The sequence below is a fragment of the Citrobacter sp. TBCS-14 genome, from assembly GCF_005280805.1.
Taxonomy (GTDB): Bacteria; Pseudomonadota; Gammaproteobacteria; order Enterobacterales; family Enterobacteriaceae; genus Citrobacter; species Citrobacter gillenii.
The window spans coordinates 260839-277688 of record NZ_SZWM01000476.1; the positions used below are offsets into that span (position 1 = coordinate 260839).

At 52.8% G+C, this 16850-nt stretch carries 15 protein-coding genes; 11 read left to right on the forward strand and 4 right to left on the reverse strand.

The annotated features are described in order from the left end of the window. Window positions 1–2: 2 nt before the first annotated feature. Together bglJ and FDX22_RS18220 are read right to left on the reverse strand one after the other, a co-directional pair. Complete coding sequence (bglJ, locus tag FDX22_RS18215; protein WP_146717638.1) at window positions 3–680, reverse strand: DNA-binding transcriptional activator BglJ; 678 nt, start codon at window positions 678–680, stop codon at window positions 3–5. Then, window positions 641–1366, reverse strand: coding sequence for a LuxR C-terminal-related transcriptional regulator (locus FDX22_RS18220; protein WP_117342363.1), 726 nt, complete (start codon window positions 1364–1366; stop codon window positions 641–643). The genes bglJ and FDX22_RS18220 overlap by 40 nt, the downstream gene beginning before the upstream one ends. Window positions 1367–1822: 456 nt before the next feature. On the opposite strand from FDX22_RS18220, the gene FDX22_RS18225 reads away from it, so the two are divergent. From FDX22_RS18225 to opgB, 6 genes are all read left to right on the forward strand, one after another. After that, a complete protein-coding gene (locus FDX22_RS18225; protein WP_138140550.1) occupies window positions 1823–2599 on the forward strand; it encodes a threonine/serine exporter ThrE family protein in 777 nt (258 codons plus the stop codon). After that, the gene (locus FDX22_RS18230; RefSeq protein ID WP_146717577.1) at window positions 2590–3063 is read left to right on the forward strand and encodes a threonine/serine exporter; all 474 of its coding nucleotides are present in this window, start codon (window positions 2590–2592) and stop codon (window positions 3061–3063) included. Before FDX22_RS18225 ends, FDX22_RS18230 begins: the two co-directional genes overlap by 10 nt. A 122-nt stretch (window positions 3064–3185) precedes the next feature. Then, on the forward strand, window positions 3186–3725 hold the full coding sequence (gene dnaT / locus FDX22_RS18235; RefSeq protein WP_096758422.1) for a primosomal protein DnaT: 540 nt from the start codon (window positions 3186–3188) through the stop codon (window positions 3723–3725). Between the two features lie 2 nt (window positions 3726–3727). Next, the gene (gene dnaC / locus FDX22_RS18240) at window positions 3728–4465 is read left to right on the forward strand and encodes a DNA replication protein DnaC (RefSeq protein WP_096758423.1); all 738 of its coding nucleotides are present in this window, start codon (window positions 3728–3730) and stop codon (window positions 4463–4465) included. 74 nt (window positions 4466–4539) lie between these two features. Further along, window positions 4540–5028 (forward strand): DUF2501 domain-containing protein, encoded by a 489-nt coding sequence (locus FDX22_RS18245; RefSeq protein ID WP_146717578.1) that lies wholly within the window; start codon window positions 4540–4542, stop codon window positions 5026–5028. 235 nt (window positions 5029–5263) lie between these two features. Next, entirely contained in the window at window positions 5264–7555 is a 2292-nt protein-coding gene (opgB, locus tag FDX22_RS18250) for a phosphatidylglycerol--membrane-oligosaccharide glycerophosphotransferase (protein ID WP_146717579.1), read from the forward strand. Between the two features lie 46 nt (window positions 7556–7601). Here opgB and FDX22_RS18255 read toward each other — a convergent pair whose 3' ends face one another. After that, window positions 7602–8624: a zinc-binding alcohol dehydrogenase family protein gene (locus FDX22_RS18255; protein WP_096758426.1), complete on the reverse strand. Its 1023-nt coding sequence runs from the start codon at window positions 8622–8624 to the stop codon at window positions 7602–7604. 137 nt (window positions 8625–8761) lie between these two features. Between FDX22_RS18255 and FDX22_RS18260 the strand changes: the two genes are divergently transcribed. Both FDX22_RS18260 and FDX22_RS18265 read left to right on the forward strand, forming a co-directional pair. After that, the gene (locus FDX22_RS18260; protein WP_096758427.1) at window positions 8762–9676 is read left to right on the forward strand and encodes a GntR family transcriptional regulator; all 915 of its coding nucleotides are present in this window, start codon (window positions 8762–8764) and stop codon (window positions 9674–9676) included. Between the two features lie 213 nt (window positions 9677–9889). Next, on the forward strand, window positions 9890–11251 hold the full coding sequence (locus tag FDX22_RS18265; RefSeq protein ID WP_096758428.1) for an MFS transporter: 1362 nt from the start codon (window positions 9890–9892) through the stop codon (window positions 11249–11251). An 82-nt stretch (window positions 11252–11333) separates the two neighbouring features. On the opposite strand, the gene tsr is transcribed toward FDX22_RS18265, so the two are convergent. Continuing rightward, complete coding sequence (gene tsr, locus FDX22_RS18270; RefSeq protein WP_115259543.1) at window positions 11334–12998, reverse strand: methyl-accepting chemotaxis protein; 1665 nt, start codon at window positions 12996–12998, stop codon at window positions 11334–11336. A 364-nt stretch (window positions 12999–13362) separates the two neighbouring features. On the opposite strand from tsr, the gene btsT reads away from it, so the two are divergent. From btsT to yjiA, 3 genes are all read left to right on the forward strand, one after another. Continuing rightward, the gene (gene btsT, locus FDX22_RS18275; protein WP_135912629.1) at window positions 13363–15513 is read left to right on the forward strand and encodes a pyruvate/proton symporter BtsT; all 2151 of its coding nucleotides are present in this window, start codon (window positions 13363–13365) and stop codon (window positions 15511–15513) included. A 107-nt stretch (window positions 15514–15620) separates the two neighbouring features. Continuing rightward, on the forward strand, window positions 15621–15815 hold the full coding sequence (locus tag FDX22_RS18280) for a YbdD/YjiX family protein (protein ID WP_003830038.1): 195 nt from the start codon (window positions 15621–15623) through the stop codon (window positions 15813–15815). Between the two features lie 12 nt (window positions 15816–15827). Further along, on the forward strand, window positions 15828–16784 hold the full coding sequence (gene yjiA / locus FDX22_RS18285; protein ID WP_146717580.1) for a GTPase: 957 nt from the start codon (window positions 15828–15830) through the stop codon (window positions 16782–16784). Window positions 16785–16850: the final 66 nt, after the last annotated feature.

Genomic DNA, 16850 nt, shown 5'->3' on the forward strand with positions numbered 1-16850 from the left:
CGTTACGAAACCGCATGGAGAAAAGGCGCTGGCTCCCCGGCACGCAGGTACAGCAGAATATCAGCGGCATCCAGGAGTCCGGCGTCAGAATTCACACCCAGTTTAGACATCACGTTAAATTTATGCGCCCGAATGGTTTTAATGTTCCGTTCAAGCTGAATGGCGATCTGCGGCATCGAGTATCCATTCGACATAAAACGCAGTATTTCGCGCTCAGTAGGGCTTAACATACGGTTTTGGTTAACAAACCAGTGATTTTTTGTCCCTTCGATTCCCCGTTTGGCGCAATTCAAGGCCGCGAGTAGCCCTTCCTGTAATACACCCAATGATGATGCTTTGCTGATGACCCCATCCAGCGGCAGCGGGGAAAGCGAGCTAATTAATCGCACTTCAGCATCATCATCAGCGATCACCACGCGCCGGATACGCGGGTAATTGACCGCCAGTTCCGTCAGGTAGACCAGCCCTGCGCGGCGATCCGCTCTTAACGCTGAAAGTGAAAAAATGACCGCAGAAAAAGACGTTTTTAACATTTCCTGGCTAAAGGTCGGCTGATTAGAAAACTGATAAAGATGGTATGGGCTATCTGGCATGGTATTAAATAAACTCTTAATACCTACACGACTCATTGCGCACTTTTCTACCAGTGCGACATTGCTTTTGTTATTTCTGCTTTCCATTCCGTGGTCTCTCCATAAACTGAAGGTAAGTTCAGCTCTCGTGCTCCTTGAGAACTGTTTATCCATGCATACATTTCTGCATTGCTATGGATTGATAAACGACGCATCGCGCTATTTTTTTGCGCGCTAATTGTTTTATTACTTTTCTTTAGTAACATCGCAATCTGGTTAATTCCCCAACCTTTTCCGAGTAGCCGTAACACTTTTCTTTCAGAAAGGGTGAGCACAATTGACCGGGCGCTGTGATCCTGTAATTCAGGGATAATTGGCGGAGAGAGCAGCACCTTACTGATTCTCTCGGCCCGGGTATTTCCCGAATGAATAACATTCACCAGACTCTCAATGGGTTCCGCATCAGATAAGAGTGAGCTGACAGGACACATGAGCAACTCAACAGCCAGAGGATAAAACAGGCGTGAAACGAGAAAAACCCAGTGGATATCGCGATATTGAGACAGTAAAGAATAGTATTGATCGCAGATTGCACGCGGATTACTACAGTCCCTGGTTAAGTCAGCTATCACCAGGTCAGAGCAGCGCAACTGCAGCAAAGTTAGTTCTTCTACGGAGCGACAATACGTCAGTTCATAATCAGAGAACTGCCCTTGCATCACCCCTTTAAGCCCAGTTTGTATGATTGGTAATTTACTAATGATAATTGCGTTCTTGCAGCGTCCTGGCAACATAAATCCTCCATATTCACCTGTCCACAATCTTGTTCACCTGAAATTCTTTCATAAATAAAAAAACATTAAGACAGCAGGTAAAAAAGATAGACAGTATGAATTGTTTATCCTTGGTTTTTATTTTAAATATATGAAAAAGTGATGACACTACAATCCTAATAGCATCACACTATAAAACCATCCTGACATAATCACTTAGAGGAACATTAATTGTACAATTAAAATATCTACATTAATTTATTAGCGCTACTTACGTAATTGCTGCACACAGGAATAACCGCACCAGGGAAGTTAACCCTATAGCATAGAAAAGAGAGCTGCACATCGGCAAAACTCACCGCTCTGCCTCTTTTTTCAACACAAAGATTGATCTTAGCCAGAGCCAGCGGGATCATGCTTCATGATAAAAAGAAGACAGTCGTTATCCAGAGTGCATCTTTTCAGTCAGAGCGAGCCATGCAAACAGAGCAGTCGTCACAGCGAACGGTTACACGGTTATGTATACAATGCGGACTTTTTTTATTGCAACACGGAGCGGAAAGCGCGCTGGTTGACGAACTCTCTACCCGCCTCGGCCTGGCGCTTGGTATGGATAGCGTAGAAAGCGCCATCTCCTCTAACGCTATCGTCCTGACCACCATTAAAGACGGACAATGCCTGACATCGACCCGAAAAAATCAGGATCGCGGCATCAATATGCACGTCGTAACCGAAGTTCAGCACATCGTCATTTTGGCCGAGCATAAGCTGCTGGACGGCAAAGGCGTGGAGAAACGCTTTAGTCAGATTAAACCGCTGCGCTACCCTCGATGGCTGGTTTCATTGATGGTCGGCCTGTCCTGCGCCTGCTTTTGTAAGTTGAACAATGGCGGATGGGATGGGGCGGTTATTACCTTTTTTGCCAGCATGATTGCCATGTATATCCGCCAGATTCTGGCCTCCCGGCATTTGCATCCGCAAATTAACTTTTGCGTCACCGCTTTTGTCGCCACCACCATTTCCGGTCTGCTGCTGACGTTGCCGACGTTTAATCACACGCCGACGGTTGCCATGGCGGCCAGCGTGCTGCTGCTGGTTCCAGGTTTCCCATTGATTAACGCGGTCGCAGATATGTTTAAAGGGCACATAAATACCGGGCTGGCGCGCTGGGCCATTGCCAGCCTGCTCACGCTGGCAACCTGCGTTGGCGTAGTGATGTCGATGACTCTGTGGGGGTTACGCGGATGGGTGTAATTGATTTCATGTTTGCCCTGCTGCAGGACATGATCCTGTCTGCAATTCCGGCTGTCGGATTCGCCATGGTCTTTAACGTACCGCATCGGGCGCTCCCCTGGTGTGCCCTGCTCGGCGCGCTTGGCCACGGTTCACGCATGGTGATGATGACCGCGGGGCTCAATATCGAATGGTCAACCTTTATGGCATCATTACTGATTGGCTGCATCGGGATCCAATGGTCACGCTGGTATCTGGCGCACCCGAAAGTCTTTACCGTCGCGGCAGTAATCCCCATGTTTCCGGGGATCTCCGCGTACACGGCGATGATCTCTGCGGTAAAAATCGGTCATTTCGGTTACAGCGAAGAGCTGATGATTACCCTGCTGACTAACTTCCTGAAAGCCTCGTCCATCGTGGGGGCTTTGTCCATCGGGCTTTCCGTACCGGGATTATGGCTGTATCGCAAACGCCCGCGCGTGTGACGGTGCACCTGCTTAATACCATAGCGGATGGGGAATCACCCTCATCCTGCTGCTCTCCTTCTTCTCTGTGTTACTATAAAAGCAGTCCCCTTCTCGGTTGTTGTTCAGTATTGAGAAACATTATGCCCTGTAAAATTTTGACTCCGGACGTCGTCGGTATTGACGCCTTATTACACGATCACCAGGCCGTGCTGGCAAAGTCAGCAGGTGGCGCAGTGGCCGTTTTCGCCAATAATGCGCCCGCGTTTTATGCCGTAACCCCTGCGCGTCTGGCCGAACTACTGGCGCTCGAAGAGAAGCTGTCACGTCCGGGAAGCGATATCACGCTGGATGCGCAATTTTACGAAGAGCCGCAAGCGGCACCTGTTGCCGTACCGATGGGGAAATTTCCGATGTACGCTGACTGGCAGCCCGATGCTGACTTTCAGCGACAGGCCGCGCTATGGGGCATCGCGCTCAGAGAACCGGTCACCGCCGAAGAGCTGGCCGCGTTTGTGGCCTACTGGCAGGCAGAGGGCAAGATCTTTCACCATGTTCAGTGGCAGCAAAAACTCGCGCGTAGCGTACAAATTGGCCGGGCCAGCAATGGCGGAATGCCCAAACGTGATGTTAACAGTGTCAGCGAACCTGACAGTCATATTCCACCGGGTTTTAGAGGATAACGATGAAAAACGTTGGCGACCTGATGAAACGTCTGCAAAAAATGATGCCGCCCAATGTCGAGCCCGCATTCAAAACGGGCGAGGAACTGCTGGCGTGGCAAAAAGAACAAGGTGAAATTCATGCCGCGGCGCTGGCGCGCGAGAACCGGGCCATGAAAATGCAGCGCACGTTTAACCGCTCCGGTATCCGTCCGCTGCACCAGAACTGCTCGTTTGAGAACTATCGGGTCGAGTGCGAAGGACAAATGAATGCCCTGAGCAAAGCCCGTCAGTACGTCGAAGAGTTTGATGGCAATATCGCCAGCTTCATCTTCTCCGGCAAACCTGGCACCGGAAAAAACCATTTGGCTGCCGCCATCTGCAACGAACTGCTGCTGCGCGGCAAGTCAGTGCTGATCATTACCGTGGCAGACATTATGTCGGCAATGAAAGAGACGTTCAGCAATCGTGAAACCAGCGAAGAACAGCTGCTCAACGATCTCAGCAACGTAGATCTGCTGGTGATCGACGAGATCGGCATGCAGACCGAATCGCGCTATGAAAAAGTGATCATCAACCAGATCGTCGATCGCCGCTCTTCCTCCAAGCGACCGACCGGCATGCTGACAAACAGCAATATAGATGAAATGAACAAACTGCTGGGTGAGCGCGTGATGGATCGTATGCGGCTCGGCAATAGCCTGTGGGTGATTTTTAACTGGGAAAGTTATCGCAGCCGAGTGACAGGCAAAGAGTATTGAGACCATTCCTAACATCAGCAGCGCTATACTGCGCTGAAAAGGCATAACACGAGTTACCTATAATGATAATGATAATGATGAAAGCAACAAAACGATTTCTGTGCTGTGCGGTTGCCGCCAGCACGCTGATCGCCACCAGCGTTTTCGCCGCCTCCTGGCAGGATTCACTCTCCAGCGCGGCTGGCGAACTGAGTAAGCAAACCTCTGGCTCTCAGAGCAGCAGCTCACTTTCTTCCCTGACCAGCCTGCTCGGCAGTAATCAGTCGCTCACGTCCAGCAGTATGAACAACGCAGCCGGGATTCTGGAATATTGTGCGAAACAGAAACTGGCTTCGGTCACCGATACCGAAAACGTCAAAAATCAGGTGCTGGATAAACTAGGCCTGGGCGCAACGGAGCAGAAAAAAGACACCAACTATCTGGACGGCATTCAGGGCATGCTCAATGCCAAAGATGGTCAACAGCTAAATCTGGATACGATTGGTAACAGCTCGCTGGCAAAGCAAGTCAAAACCAAGGCCTGCGATCTGGTGTTAAAACAGGGTATGAACTTCATTTCCTGATGCACAAATGCCGCGCACGGTTTTTCACAACCTGCGCGGTATCAATTTATGTCCCGCAAACATTCCTCAAAATAATCAGTAATCCCCTTCAACACCCTGCATATCTAAACCAATTCTGAATAACAACGTAATTAAATGTCACTACAATTGCAGCAATGTAACAACGCTATTACATTGTACTTTCCAGAAATGATTAGCCTGCCAGGTATTTACCCGGCTTACTGAGGATCGTCCGTTGTCTGAATTATTCTCCATCACTCTGTTTCTCGCGTCGGTGTTGATTTACGCCTGGAAAGCGGGTCGCAACACCTGGTGGTTTGCCGCCACGTTAACGGTGCTGGGGATTTTTATTGTCCTGAATATCACGCTGTATGCCAGCGACTATTTCACCGGCGACGGCATCAACGACGCAGTGCTGTACACGTTGACCAACAGTCTGACCGGCGCGGGCCTTGGCAAATATGTTCTGCCCGGCATTGGGATTGCACTGGCGCTGGCCGCCGTGTTTGGCGCGCTGGGTTGGGTGCTTCGCCGTCGTCGCCACCATCCTCATCACGTGGGTTACAGCCTGCTGGCTCTGCTGCTGGCGCTGGCGTCGGTGGATGCCAGCCCGGCGTTTCATCAGATAACCGAACTGGTGAAATCCCAGTCGCGCGATGGCGACCCGGATTTTGCGGCGTATTACAAAGAGCCGTCAAAAACCATTCCCAACCCGAAGCTGAACCTGGTATATATCTACGGCGAAAGCCTGGAGCGCACCTATTTTAACAATGATGCATTCCCGGATCTGACCCCGGAGCTCGGGGCATTAAAAAACGAAGGGATGGATTTCAGCAATACTATGCAGCTGCCGGGAACGGATTACACCATCGCCGGCATGGTCGCTTCACAGTGCGGCATTCCGCTGTTTGCTCCGTTTGAAGGTAACGCCTCGGCATCAGTTTCCAGCTTCTTTCCAAACAATATTTGCCTGGGCGACATCCTGAAGAACTCCGGCTATCAAAACGTCTTTGTACAGGGCGCAAATCTGCGCTTTGCCGGGAAAGACGTGTTCCTGAAATCCCATGGTTTTGATCATCTGTACGGCGCAGAAGAGTTAAAAGGCGTAGTAGCGGACCCGGCCTATCGTAATGACTGGGGCTTTTACGACGATACCGTCCTTGATGAAGCGTGGAAAAAATTCGAAGAGCTTTCACAGTCTGGTCAACGTTTTTCACTGTTTACTCTGACGGTCGATACTCATCACCCGGATGGATTTATTTCGCGCACCTGCAACCACAAACGCTATGACATCGATGGCAAAGCCAATCAGTCATTTAGCGCAGTCAGCTGTAGTCAGGAAAACATTGCCGCGTTTATTAATAAGATCAAAGCGTCACCGTGGTTTAAAGATACCGTTATTGTGGTGTCCTCCGATCATCTGGCGATGAACAACACCGCCTGGAAATACCTGAACAAGCAGGATCGCAACAACCTGTTCTTCGTGCTACGCGGCGACAAGCCGCAGCAGGATACGCTGGCGGTGAAACGCAACACGATGGATAACGGCGCGACCGTCCTGGATATTCTCGGCGGCGATAACTTTATCGGTCTAGGACGCAGTAGCTTGTCGAGCGAGTCCGTGTCAGAAGTATTCCTGAACATCAAAGAGAAAATGCTGGCCTGGAAGCCCGATATTATTCGCCTGTGGAATTTCCCCAAAGAGATGAAAGCATTCACCGTCGACACGGACAAAAGCATGATCGCGTTCTCCGGCAGTCACTTCCGCCTGCCGCTGCTGCTGCGCGTGTCGGAGCAACGCGTTGAGCCACTGCCGGAAAGTGAATACTCTGCCCCGCTGCGCTTCCAGCTGGCGGATTTCGCCCCGCGCGATAACTTTGTCTGGATAGACCGCTGCTACAAAATGGCCCAGCTGTGGGCACCGGAACTGGCGCTCTCCACCGACTGGTGTGTATCACAAGGGCAACTGGGCGGGCAGCAAATTGTACAACACGTCGATAAAGCCAAATGGCAAGGTAAAACCGCGTTTAAAGACACGGTGATCGATATGGAGCGCTACAAAGGTAACGTCGATACGCTGAAAATTGTTGATAACGATATTCGCTACAAGGCCGACAGCTTCGTCTTTAACGTGGCCGGCGCGCCAGAAGAGGTGAAACAATTTAGCGGGATTTCGCGCCCCGAATCCTGGGGGCGCTGGTCCAACGCGCAGCTGAGTGACGAGGTAAAGATCGAATACAACGCCCCGTTACCGAAGAAATTCGATCTGGTGATCACTGCCAAAGCGTTCGGTGACAACGCCAATCGTCCCATCCCGGTACGCATCGGCAACGAGGAACAAACGCTGGTGTTAAGCCATGACGTCAGCACCACCACGCTGCATTTTGATAACCCAGCAGACGCCGACACGCTGGTCATTATCCCACCCGATCCCGTCGCTACCAACGAGGGCAACATTCTGGGCCACTCTCCGCGTAAGCTGGGGATCGGAATGGTTGAAATCAAAATCGTGGACCTGCAAGGATAAAAAAAACAGCGCCCAACACACCTCCGGGCGCTGCATGGCAACCTTATCAGAAGGTGATCACGCCCTTAATCAGTTCACGGTTGTTGATCACATCCCGCTCGTAGATCTCTGCAAGCGTGGCAAACGCGTAACGGTGAGTCAGCATCATGTCCGCCGTCAGCTTACCTTCCGACATCAGGCGACCGACTTTGGCAAAGTCTTCCGGCGTGGCGTTGCGACTGCCCATCATGGTGGTTTCTTTCTTGTGGAATTCTGGGTCAGAAAACTGCAAATCACCTTTGAACAGCCCAACAAACACAATGCTGCCGCCGTGACGAATCAAATTCACCGTGTTGTTCATTGCATGCTGATTCCCCGTCGCATCAATCACTTTTTGCGCCAGAGAACCGTCAAACTGCGCGCGTAGCTGCGCGTCAAAATCCTCAGCAGAGGGATCGATAACCGGTAATCCTAAGCGGGAGACTACATGCTCCCGCCTGGCAGGGCTGGTATCCGCCACCACCACCTGTGCACCATCGGCTTTGGCAATCGCCGCTGCGCCAAGACCAATCGGCCCCGCTCCCACCACCAGCACCTGCTCGCCAGGCACCACGGCAGCCCGACGCACAGCATGTGCACTGATGGCATACGGTTCGATCAGCGCCGCCGCCTGCGGATCAATGCCCTGCGCATCCAGCAAGTTGGTCTCCGGCACGGACAGGTATTCGCTGAAGCCCCCATCCTGGTGCACGCCAATCACCGAAATCTTCTCGCAGCAGTTGGTGCGCCCGCTCTGGCACGCCGGGCACTGTTGGCACGCAACGTAAGGAATAACCGCAACCTGCTGGCCTATTTCCAGATTTTGTATATTCCGCCCCAGACTGACAACTTCCCCACATATTTCATGGCCTAATACGCGTGGATAGCTGAAAAAAGGTTGATTGCCACCCCACGCATGAATATCGGTCCCACAAATCCCGACAGACTTTATTTTTATTAATGCTTCGCCATTACCCGGAATAGGTATATCACGTTCTTTCCAGACTAATTTTTTGGGTTCCTGGCAAATCAGTGTATTCATCGTAGACATGATTCTGCTCTCCTGTTTTTTTGTTGCCTCAGATATCGATGAAAATAAAAATGCTGGCGCAAGCAGAAACATAATCTGTGAAACCCAACGCATAAAAATGTTTTAAATCGGGTTTTAATAGGTAAAAAGGAGACGCCATGAGCCGTTCACAGAATCTACGCCACAATGTGATTAACCAGATAATTGATGATATGGCGCGGGGTCATATTCCTTCCCCACTTCCTTCGCAAAGCGCGCTGGCAGAGATGTACAACATCAGCCGCACCACCGTGCGCCATATGCTGGGCCATTTAGCTGAATGCGGTGTGCTGACGCAGGTGGGTAGCCACTACGTAATCGTACGCAAACCGGATCATGACGACGGTTTTGATTGCACTACGGCCTCCATGGCTGAGCAAAATCGTATTTTTGAACAGGCCTTTTTCACTATGATTAACCAGCGCCAGTTGCGCGCAGGCGAAACGTTCTCCGAGCTGCAGCTTGCCAGAGCAGCGGGCGTCAGCCCGGTCGTTGTGCGGGAATACCTTTTAAAATTCGAACGTTACAACCTGATTAAAAACGAAAAACGTGGTCAGTGGAGCATGAAACAGTTTGATCAAGCCTATGCCGAACAACTGTTCGAACTACGCGAAATGCTGGAAACGCATTCTTTGCAGCATTTCCTGAATCTGCCCGACAACGACCCGCGCTGGCTACAGGCCAAAACGCTGCTCGAGCGCCACCGGATGCTGCGCGACAGCATTGGCAGTAGCTTTCGTATGTTCTCGCAGTTAGACCGCGAGTTCCACGCTCTGCTGCTTTCTGCTGCTGATAATATCTTTTTCAATCAGTCACTTGAGATAATTTCTGTGATTTTCCACTTCCACTATCAGTGGGACGAAAGCGACCTCAAGCAGCGCAACATCATTGCCATCGATGAGCATATGACCATTCTCAGCGCGCTGATCTGCCGCAGCGACCTGGATGCCACCCTGGCACTCTGTAACCATTTGAATTCAGCCAAACAATCGATGATTCGCTCTATCAACCAAACCAGTGACAGCACCCATTAAGAACGGATAAAAAACAGCAAACCACTACCGGGAGCACGATTTTATAAAAATAAAAACGCCAGAAAAAACCTCTTGCCTATGCTCACGCTAAGTCGACTGCATTAAAAAAATTTCGTGAGCGGTGATGAATAACGTGATTTATCACTGGTATTTTTCAATACAGCACGGTCTGGCACCGTGTAAAAATAAATTATTGAGGTTCAGGAGTCCGGCGTGGAAAAAAATAATATTACCCTCGACCCGAGTTCTTCGTTTGGCACCTCGTCATCTGCGGATATTAATGTTCCGCCAGACGGCATGGTGCAACGCAGCAGTCGAATAAAACGAATTCAGACCACAGCAATGATTTTATTATTTTTTGCGGCGGTCATTAATTATCTCGACCGCAGTTCACTGTCAGTAGCTAACCTGACAATTCGTGAAGAACTGGGACTCAGCGCAACCGAAATAGGCATCCTGCTGTCCGTGTTCTCTCTCGCTTACGGTATTGCGCAACTGCCCTGCGGTCCGCTGCTGGATCGCAAAGGCCCGCGCATTATGCTGGGGCTAGGCATGTTCTTCTGGTCGCTCTTTCAGGCGATGTCCGGCATGGTACATACCTTCACTCAGTTTGTGCTAGTACGTATCGGGATGGGGATTGGTGAAGCGCCAATGAACCCGTGCGGCGTGAAGGTGATCAACGACTGGTTTAACATTAAAGAGCGCGGCCGCCCAATGGGGTTATTCAACGCTGCCTCAACGATTGGTGTCGCCATTAGCCCACCGATTCTGGCCGCGATGATGCTGGTGATGGGCTGGCGCTGGATGTTTATCACTATCGGCGTACTGGGTATTTTCCTCGCCATCGGCTGGTACATGCTGTATCGCAACCGCGAGCAGATTGAACTGAGCGCCACCGAACAAGCGTACCTGAACGCCGGTAGCGTCAATGCCCGCCGCGATCCGCTGAGCTTTGCCGAATGGCGCAGCCTGTTCCGTAACCGTACCATGTGGGGCATGATGCTGGGCTTTAGCGGCATCAACTACACGGCATGGTTGTATCTGGCCTGGCTGCCGGGTTACCTGCAAACGTCCTATAACCTGGATTTAAAAAGTACCGGGCTCATGGCCGCGATCCCGTTCCTGTTTGGCGCAGCTGGCATGCTGATTAACGGTTTTGTCACCGACTGGCTGGTGAAAGGCGGCATGGCGCCGATTAAGAGTCGTAAGATTTGTATCATTGCCGGGATGTTCTGCTCTGCTGCATTCACCTTCGTGGTACCGCAGGCGACAACCTCAATGGCCGCCGTGTTACTGATTGGGATGGCGCTGTTCTGCATCCACTTCGCCGGCACGTCCTGCTGGGGTTTGATCCACGTCGCAGTGGCTTCCCGTATGACCGCATCCGTGGGCAGTATTCAGAACTTTGCCAGCTTTATCTGTGCGTCGTTCGCACCGATTGTCACCGGATTTATCGTGGATACCACCAACTCTTTCCGTCTGGCGCTGATTATCTGTGGTTGCGTGACGATGGTAGGGGCGTTCGCTTATATCTTCCTGGTTCGCCAGCCGATTAGCGACCCGCGTCAGGAGTAATGACGTGTAGCCCGATAGCATCGGGCTACACATACCTTCCCGGTAAGCCGGATGAGCAATAGCACCATCCGGCATCACAGGCTTAGAACGTTTCCCAGTTCTCACCCGCATCCGTCGCCACGGCTTTACGCGGCTGGGTGGTTGTCGATGCCGGTTTTACGGCAGCAACATCACGCGGACGCTTTTGATCGTGCTGAATACGGAACACGGCAACGGCCTGGGTCAAACGGCTGGCTTGTTCTTCCAGCGCCGCCGCGGCGGCAGCGGACTCTTCCACCAGCGAGGCGTTCTGTTGGGTTACACGATCCATCTCGGCAACGGCCAGACCGACCTGATCGATACCACGGCTTTGCTCGTCAGACGCGGAGGCGATTTCCCCCATGATATCGGTCACGCGGGTCACCGCATTGACGATCTCATCCATGGTTTCACCGGCGCTTTCAACCAGCGTTGAACCGACATCCACGCGGCTGACCGAGTCTTCAATCAGGCTCTTGATCTCGCGCGCGGCCTGCGCACTGCGCTGGGCCAGGTTACGGACTTCACCGGCGACCACCGCAAATCCACGGCCCTGCTCACCTGCGCGTGCCGCTTCTACTGCGGCGTTCAACGCCAGAATGTTAGTCTGGAAGGCAATGCCGTCGATCACGCTAATAATGTCGGCAATTTTCTGCGAACTGGAGGCGATGTCACGCATGGTTTGCACCACATTGTCCACCACTTTGCCGCCTTTCTGCGCCGTTTCAGAGGCACTCAGCGCCAGATGGCTGGCCTGACGGGCGTTTTCGGCGTTCTGCTTCACGGTTGCCGTCAACTCTTCCATGCTGGCCGCGGTTTCTTCCAGCGAAGCCGCCTGCTGCTCAGTACGTGACGAGAGATCATTATTGCCCATCGCAATCTCGCTGGCACCGCTGTAAATGGCGTTAGCACCGTTACGCACATCACCCACGGTGCTCATCAACTCACTCTGCATGTGGCGCAGGCTCTCGGCCAGTTGCCCAATCTCGTTGGAGCCTTCCACGTCGATGCGCTTCACCAGGTCACCGCTGGCAATATGACGAATGCTGTCAATCAGGCGGTTCATCGGGGCGATCAGCGAGAACTTAATGCCAAACCAGACGGCGATAATGGCCGCCAGCACGGTAATCAGCACGCAAGCCAGCACCCACATCGCCTGGCTGTAAGAGCTGTTGTTATCTTCAACCGCAATGTCATACAGACGATCGTTCTGCTGCATGTAGTTCATATACTGCTTCTCAAAGCCATCCTGATAGCTTTGCGTCGGCTGATCAAAGAACGCATTGATCTTGCCGTCGCCCAGCAACTGGATCAGCTCCGCCAGCGCGCCGTGGTAGATGTCATAGGTACGATTGATCTCCTGGAACGCGGCTTCGCTTTGACGCGGATCGCGCGGCAGCGATTCATAGGTTGCCCAGTTTTTCTCAGTCATTTTCAGCGCAGTGCTCGCCACCTGCATCAGCTCCGCCACGGTGGCGCCGCTGCCGATATTGCTCTGATCCATCATGTAGCGGATCCCTGCCCTGTTCAGGGTATTTCGCGTTTGCAGCAGTTCAACCCAGGTCGCATTCAGCGCAGACTGCTGCTGGCGAATGGTTTGCAGAACGGTAAAGTTCTCCTTGTCATTCTTCAGTGAATTAAAGAACAACCCGCCCGAGGCCAGTTGTAAAAGGCCAAACAGCGCCAATACCAGCAGTAAGCTGGTAACAATCTTCATTCGTTTTAACATGTTTTCTCTTTCCGCTAGACAGATGTCAGAATTTTCGGCCTGAAAAGAGAAAACTTTACGGAATTCGTGCTTCCTGAATCGATCGCAGCATCGACGAATCGGCGATACCACCTTCCGTAAGGGCTCTAAAGGAGTTTTTTAGTGATCTCAATCACATAATCATCCCCATTTACCGCTCCCCGGAACCGCTCACTGACACTTGGGACCGCTTAAGCTGACATATAACCACTCACATATTTACCTTACTTTACGCGCGTAATTCTCTGGCAAGATCCTCCCAACGTAGCAGTCAACTTATCTCCTCAAACACACACTCAAACTCACGCGGCTTCGGCCAATTATTAATTAGATACCAGGTTTTACTATGGATACGAAAAAGATATTCAAGCACATACCCTGGGTGATTCTCGGAATCATCGGTGCATTTTGCCTCTCGGTAGTGGCATTACGTCGGGGTGAACACATCAGCGCCCTGTGGATCGTGGTCGCCTCTGTCTCTGTTTATCTGGTGGCCTATCGTTACTACAGTCTGTACATCGCCCAGAAAGTGATGAAACTTGACCCCACGCGTGCCACGCCGGCGGTCATCAACAACGACGGTCTGAACTACGTCCCAACCAACCGTAACGTCCTGTTCGGTCACCACTTTGCTGCTATCGCCGGGGCAGGTCCGCTGGTTGGACCGGTACTGGCCGCGCAAATGGGCTACCTGCCGGGTACGCTGTGGTTGCTGGCGGGCGTGGTGCTGGCCGGTGCAGTGCAGGACTTCATGGTGCTGTTTATCTCTTCTCGTCGTAACGGCGCGTCTCTCGGTGAGATGATCAAAGAAGAGATGGGCCCGGTACCGGGAACCATCGCACTGTTCGGCTGCTTCTTAATCATGATTATCATCCTGGCAGTGCTGGCGCTGATCGTGGTGAAAGCGCTGGCGGAAAGCCCGTGGGGTGTGTTCACCGTCTGCTCAACCGTACCAATCGCGTTGTTCATGGGGATCTACATGCGCTTCCTGCGCCCGGGACGTGTGGGCGAAGTGTCGGTGATTGGTATTGTTCTGTTGGTTGCCTCCATTTACTTCGGCGGCGTGATTGCCCACGACCCGTACTGGGGCCCGGCACTGACCTTTAAAGACACCACCATTACCTTTACGCTTATCGGCTACGCATTTATCTCTGCGCTGCTGCCGGTATGGCTGATCCTCGCCCCGCGCGACTATCTGGCCACCTTCCTGAAAATCGGCGTTATTGTTGGTCTGGCTGTCGGTATCGTTATCCTGAACCCAGAGCTGAAAATGCCGGCGATGACCCAGTACGTTGACGGTACCGGTCCGCTGTGGAAAGGGGCACTGTTCCCGTTCCTGTTCATCACCATCGCCTGTGGCGCGGTGTCTGGCTTCCACGCGCTGATCGCCTCCGGTACCACACCGAAGCTGCTGGCCTGTGAAACCGATGCGCGTTTCATTGGTTATGGCGCAATGCTGATGGAATCCTTCGTCGCAATTATGGCGCTGGTTGCCGCCTCCATCATCGAACCGGGTCTGTACTTCGCGATGAACACCCCGCCTGCGGGCCTTGGCATCACCATGCCAAACCTGCATGAAATGGGTGGCGAGAACGCGCCGCTGATTATGGCGCAGCTGAAAGACGTGACCGCGCAGGCAGCGGCAACCGTCAGCTCCTGGGGCTTCGTGATTTCGCCTGAGCAGATCCTGCAAACCGCGAAAGACATTGGTGAACCGTCCGTTCTGAACCGCGCCGGTGGCGCACCGACGCTGGCTGTCGGTATCGCGCACGTGTTCCACAAAGTGCTGCCGATGGCTGACATGGGCTTCTGGTACCACTTCGGTATTCTGTTTGAAGCGCTGTTCATCCTGACCGCACTGGATGCCGGTACCCGTTCTGGCCGCTTTATGCTGCAAGATTTGCTGGGTAACTTCGTCCCGTTCCTGAAGAAAACCGACTCCCTGGTTGCCGGTGTTGTGGGTACTGCGGGCTGCGTAGGCCTGTGGGGCTACCTGCTGTATCAAGGCGTGGTTGACCCGCTGGGCGGCGTGAAGAGCCTGTGGCCGCTGTTCGGTATCTCTAACCAGATGCTGGCCGCCGTGGCGCTGGTTCTCGGCACCGTGGTACTGGTTAAAATGCAGCGCACCAAATACATCTGGGTCACCGTGGTTCCGGCCGTATGGCTGCTGATCTGCACCACCTGGGCGCTGGGTCTGAAACTGTTCAGCACCAACCCGCAGATGGAAGGCTTCTTCTTCATGGCAAGTCAGTACAAAGAGAAGATTGCTAACGGCGGTGAACTGACCGCGCAGCAGATTGCCAACATGAACCATATCGTCATCAACAACTACACCAACGCAGGCCTGAGTATTCTGTTCCTGGTGGTGGTGTATAGCATCATTTTCTACGGGTTCCGTACCTGGCAGAAAGCCCGCGCCATCAACGGCCGCTCTGATAAAGAGACGCCGTATGTACCGGTGCCGGAAGGCGGCGTGAAGACCTCTTCACACCACTAACCTGATGCCGGGAGGCGCGCAGCGATCCCGGCCTACAGAATGCAGTTAACGTAGGCCGGATAAGGCGCAAGCCGCCATCCGGCTTTATTCATTAACAGGACGGCAGAATGTTTGGTACTTTAGGTCAGGCAAAAAAGTATCTCGGTCAGGCGGCAAAAATGCTGATTGGTATTCCGGACTACGACAACTACGTCGAGCATATGAAGACCAACCATCCCGATAAGCCGTACATGACCTACGAAGAATTCTTCCGCGAGCGCCAGGAAGCCCGCTACGGTAGCGGCGGAAGCAGTTGCTGTTAGAAGGAGAAATGAATGACCCCGATTGCAGTCACCCTACTCACCGGTTTTCTCGGCGCGGGTAAAACCACCCTGCTGCGCCATATTCTCAACGAGCAGCACGGTTACAAAATTGCCGTTATCGAAAACGAATTCGGCGAAGTCTCGGTGGACGATCAGCTAATTGGCGACCGCGCCACGCAGATCAAAACCCTGACCAACGGCTGCATCTGCTGCACCCGTTCCAGTGAACTGGAAGACGCCTTGTTAGACCTGCTCGACAACCTCGACAAGGGGGCGATCGATTTTGACCGTCTGGTGATTGAGTGCACCGGCATGGCCGATCCCGGCCCGATTATTCAGACCTTTTTCTCCCATGAAGTGATTTGCGAACGCTACCTGCTGGACGGCGTGATCGCGCTGGTTGACGCGGTGCACGCCGACGAACAGATGAACCAGTTCACCATCGCCCAGTCGCAGGTTGGCTACGCCGACCGCATCCTGCTGACCAAAACCGACGTAGCAGGTGAAAGCGAGAAACTGCGTGAGCGCCTGGCGCGCATCAACGCCCGCGCGCCGGTGTATACCGTCACTCATGGCGACATCGACCTCGCGCAGCTGTTCGACACCAACGGTTTTATGCTGGAAGAGAACGTGGTCAGCGCCAAACCGCGTTTCCACTTTATCGCCGACAAACAAAACGATATCTCCTCGATCGTCGTCGAACTTGATTACCCGGTGAATATCAGCGACGTATCCAGGGTGATGGAAAACCTGCTGCTGGAATCTGCCGAGAAACTATTGCGTTACAAAGGCATGTTGTGGATCGAAGGCGAACCCAACCGCCTGCTGTTTCAGGGCGTCCAGCGCTTGTACAGCGCCGACTGGGACCGCCCGTGGGGCGACGAACAGCCGCACAGCACGCTTGTGTTTATCGGCATTAATTTACCGGAAGACGAGATTCGGGCGGCATTTGCGGGGTTGAAGAAGTAATCCCCTGCTGAATTGCCCGGTGGCGCTACGCTTACCGGGCCTACAAAGCCTTCTCCCGTAGACCGG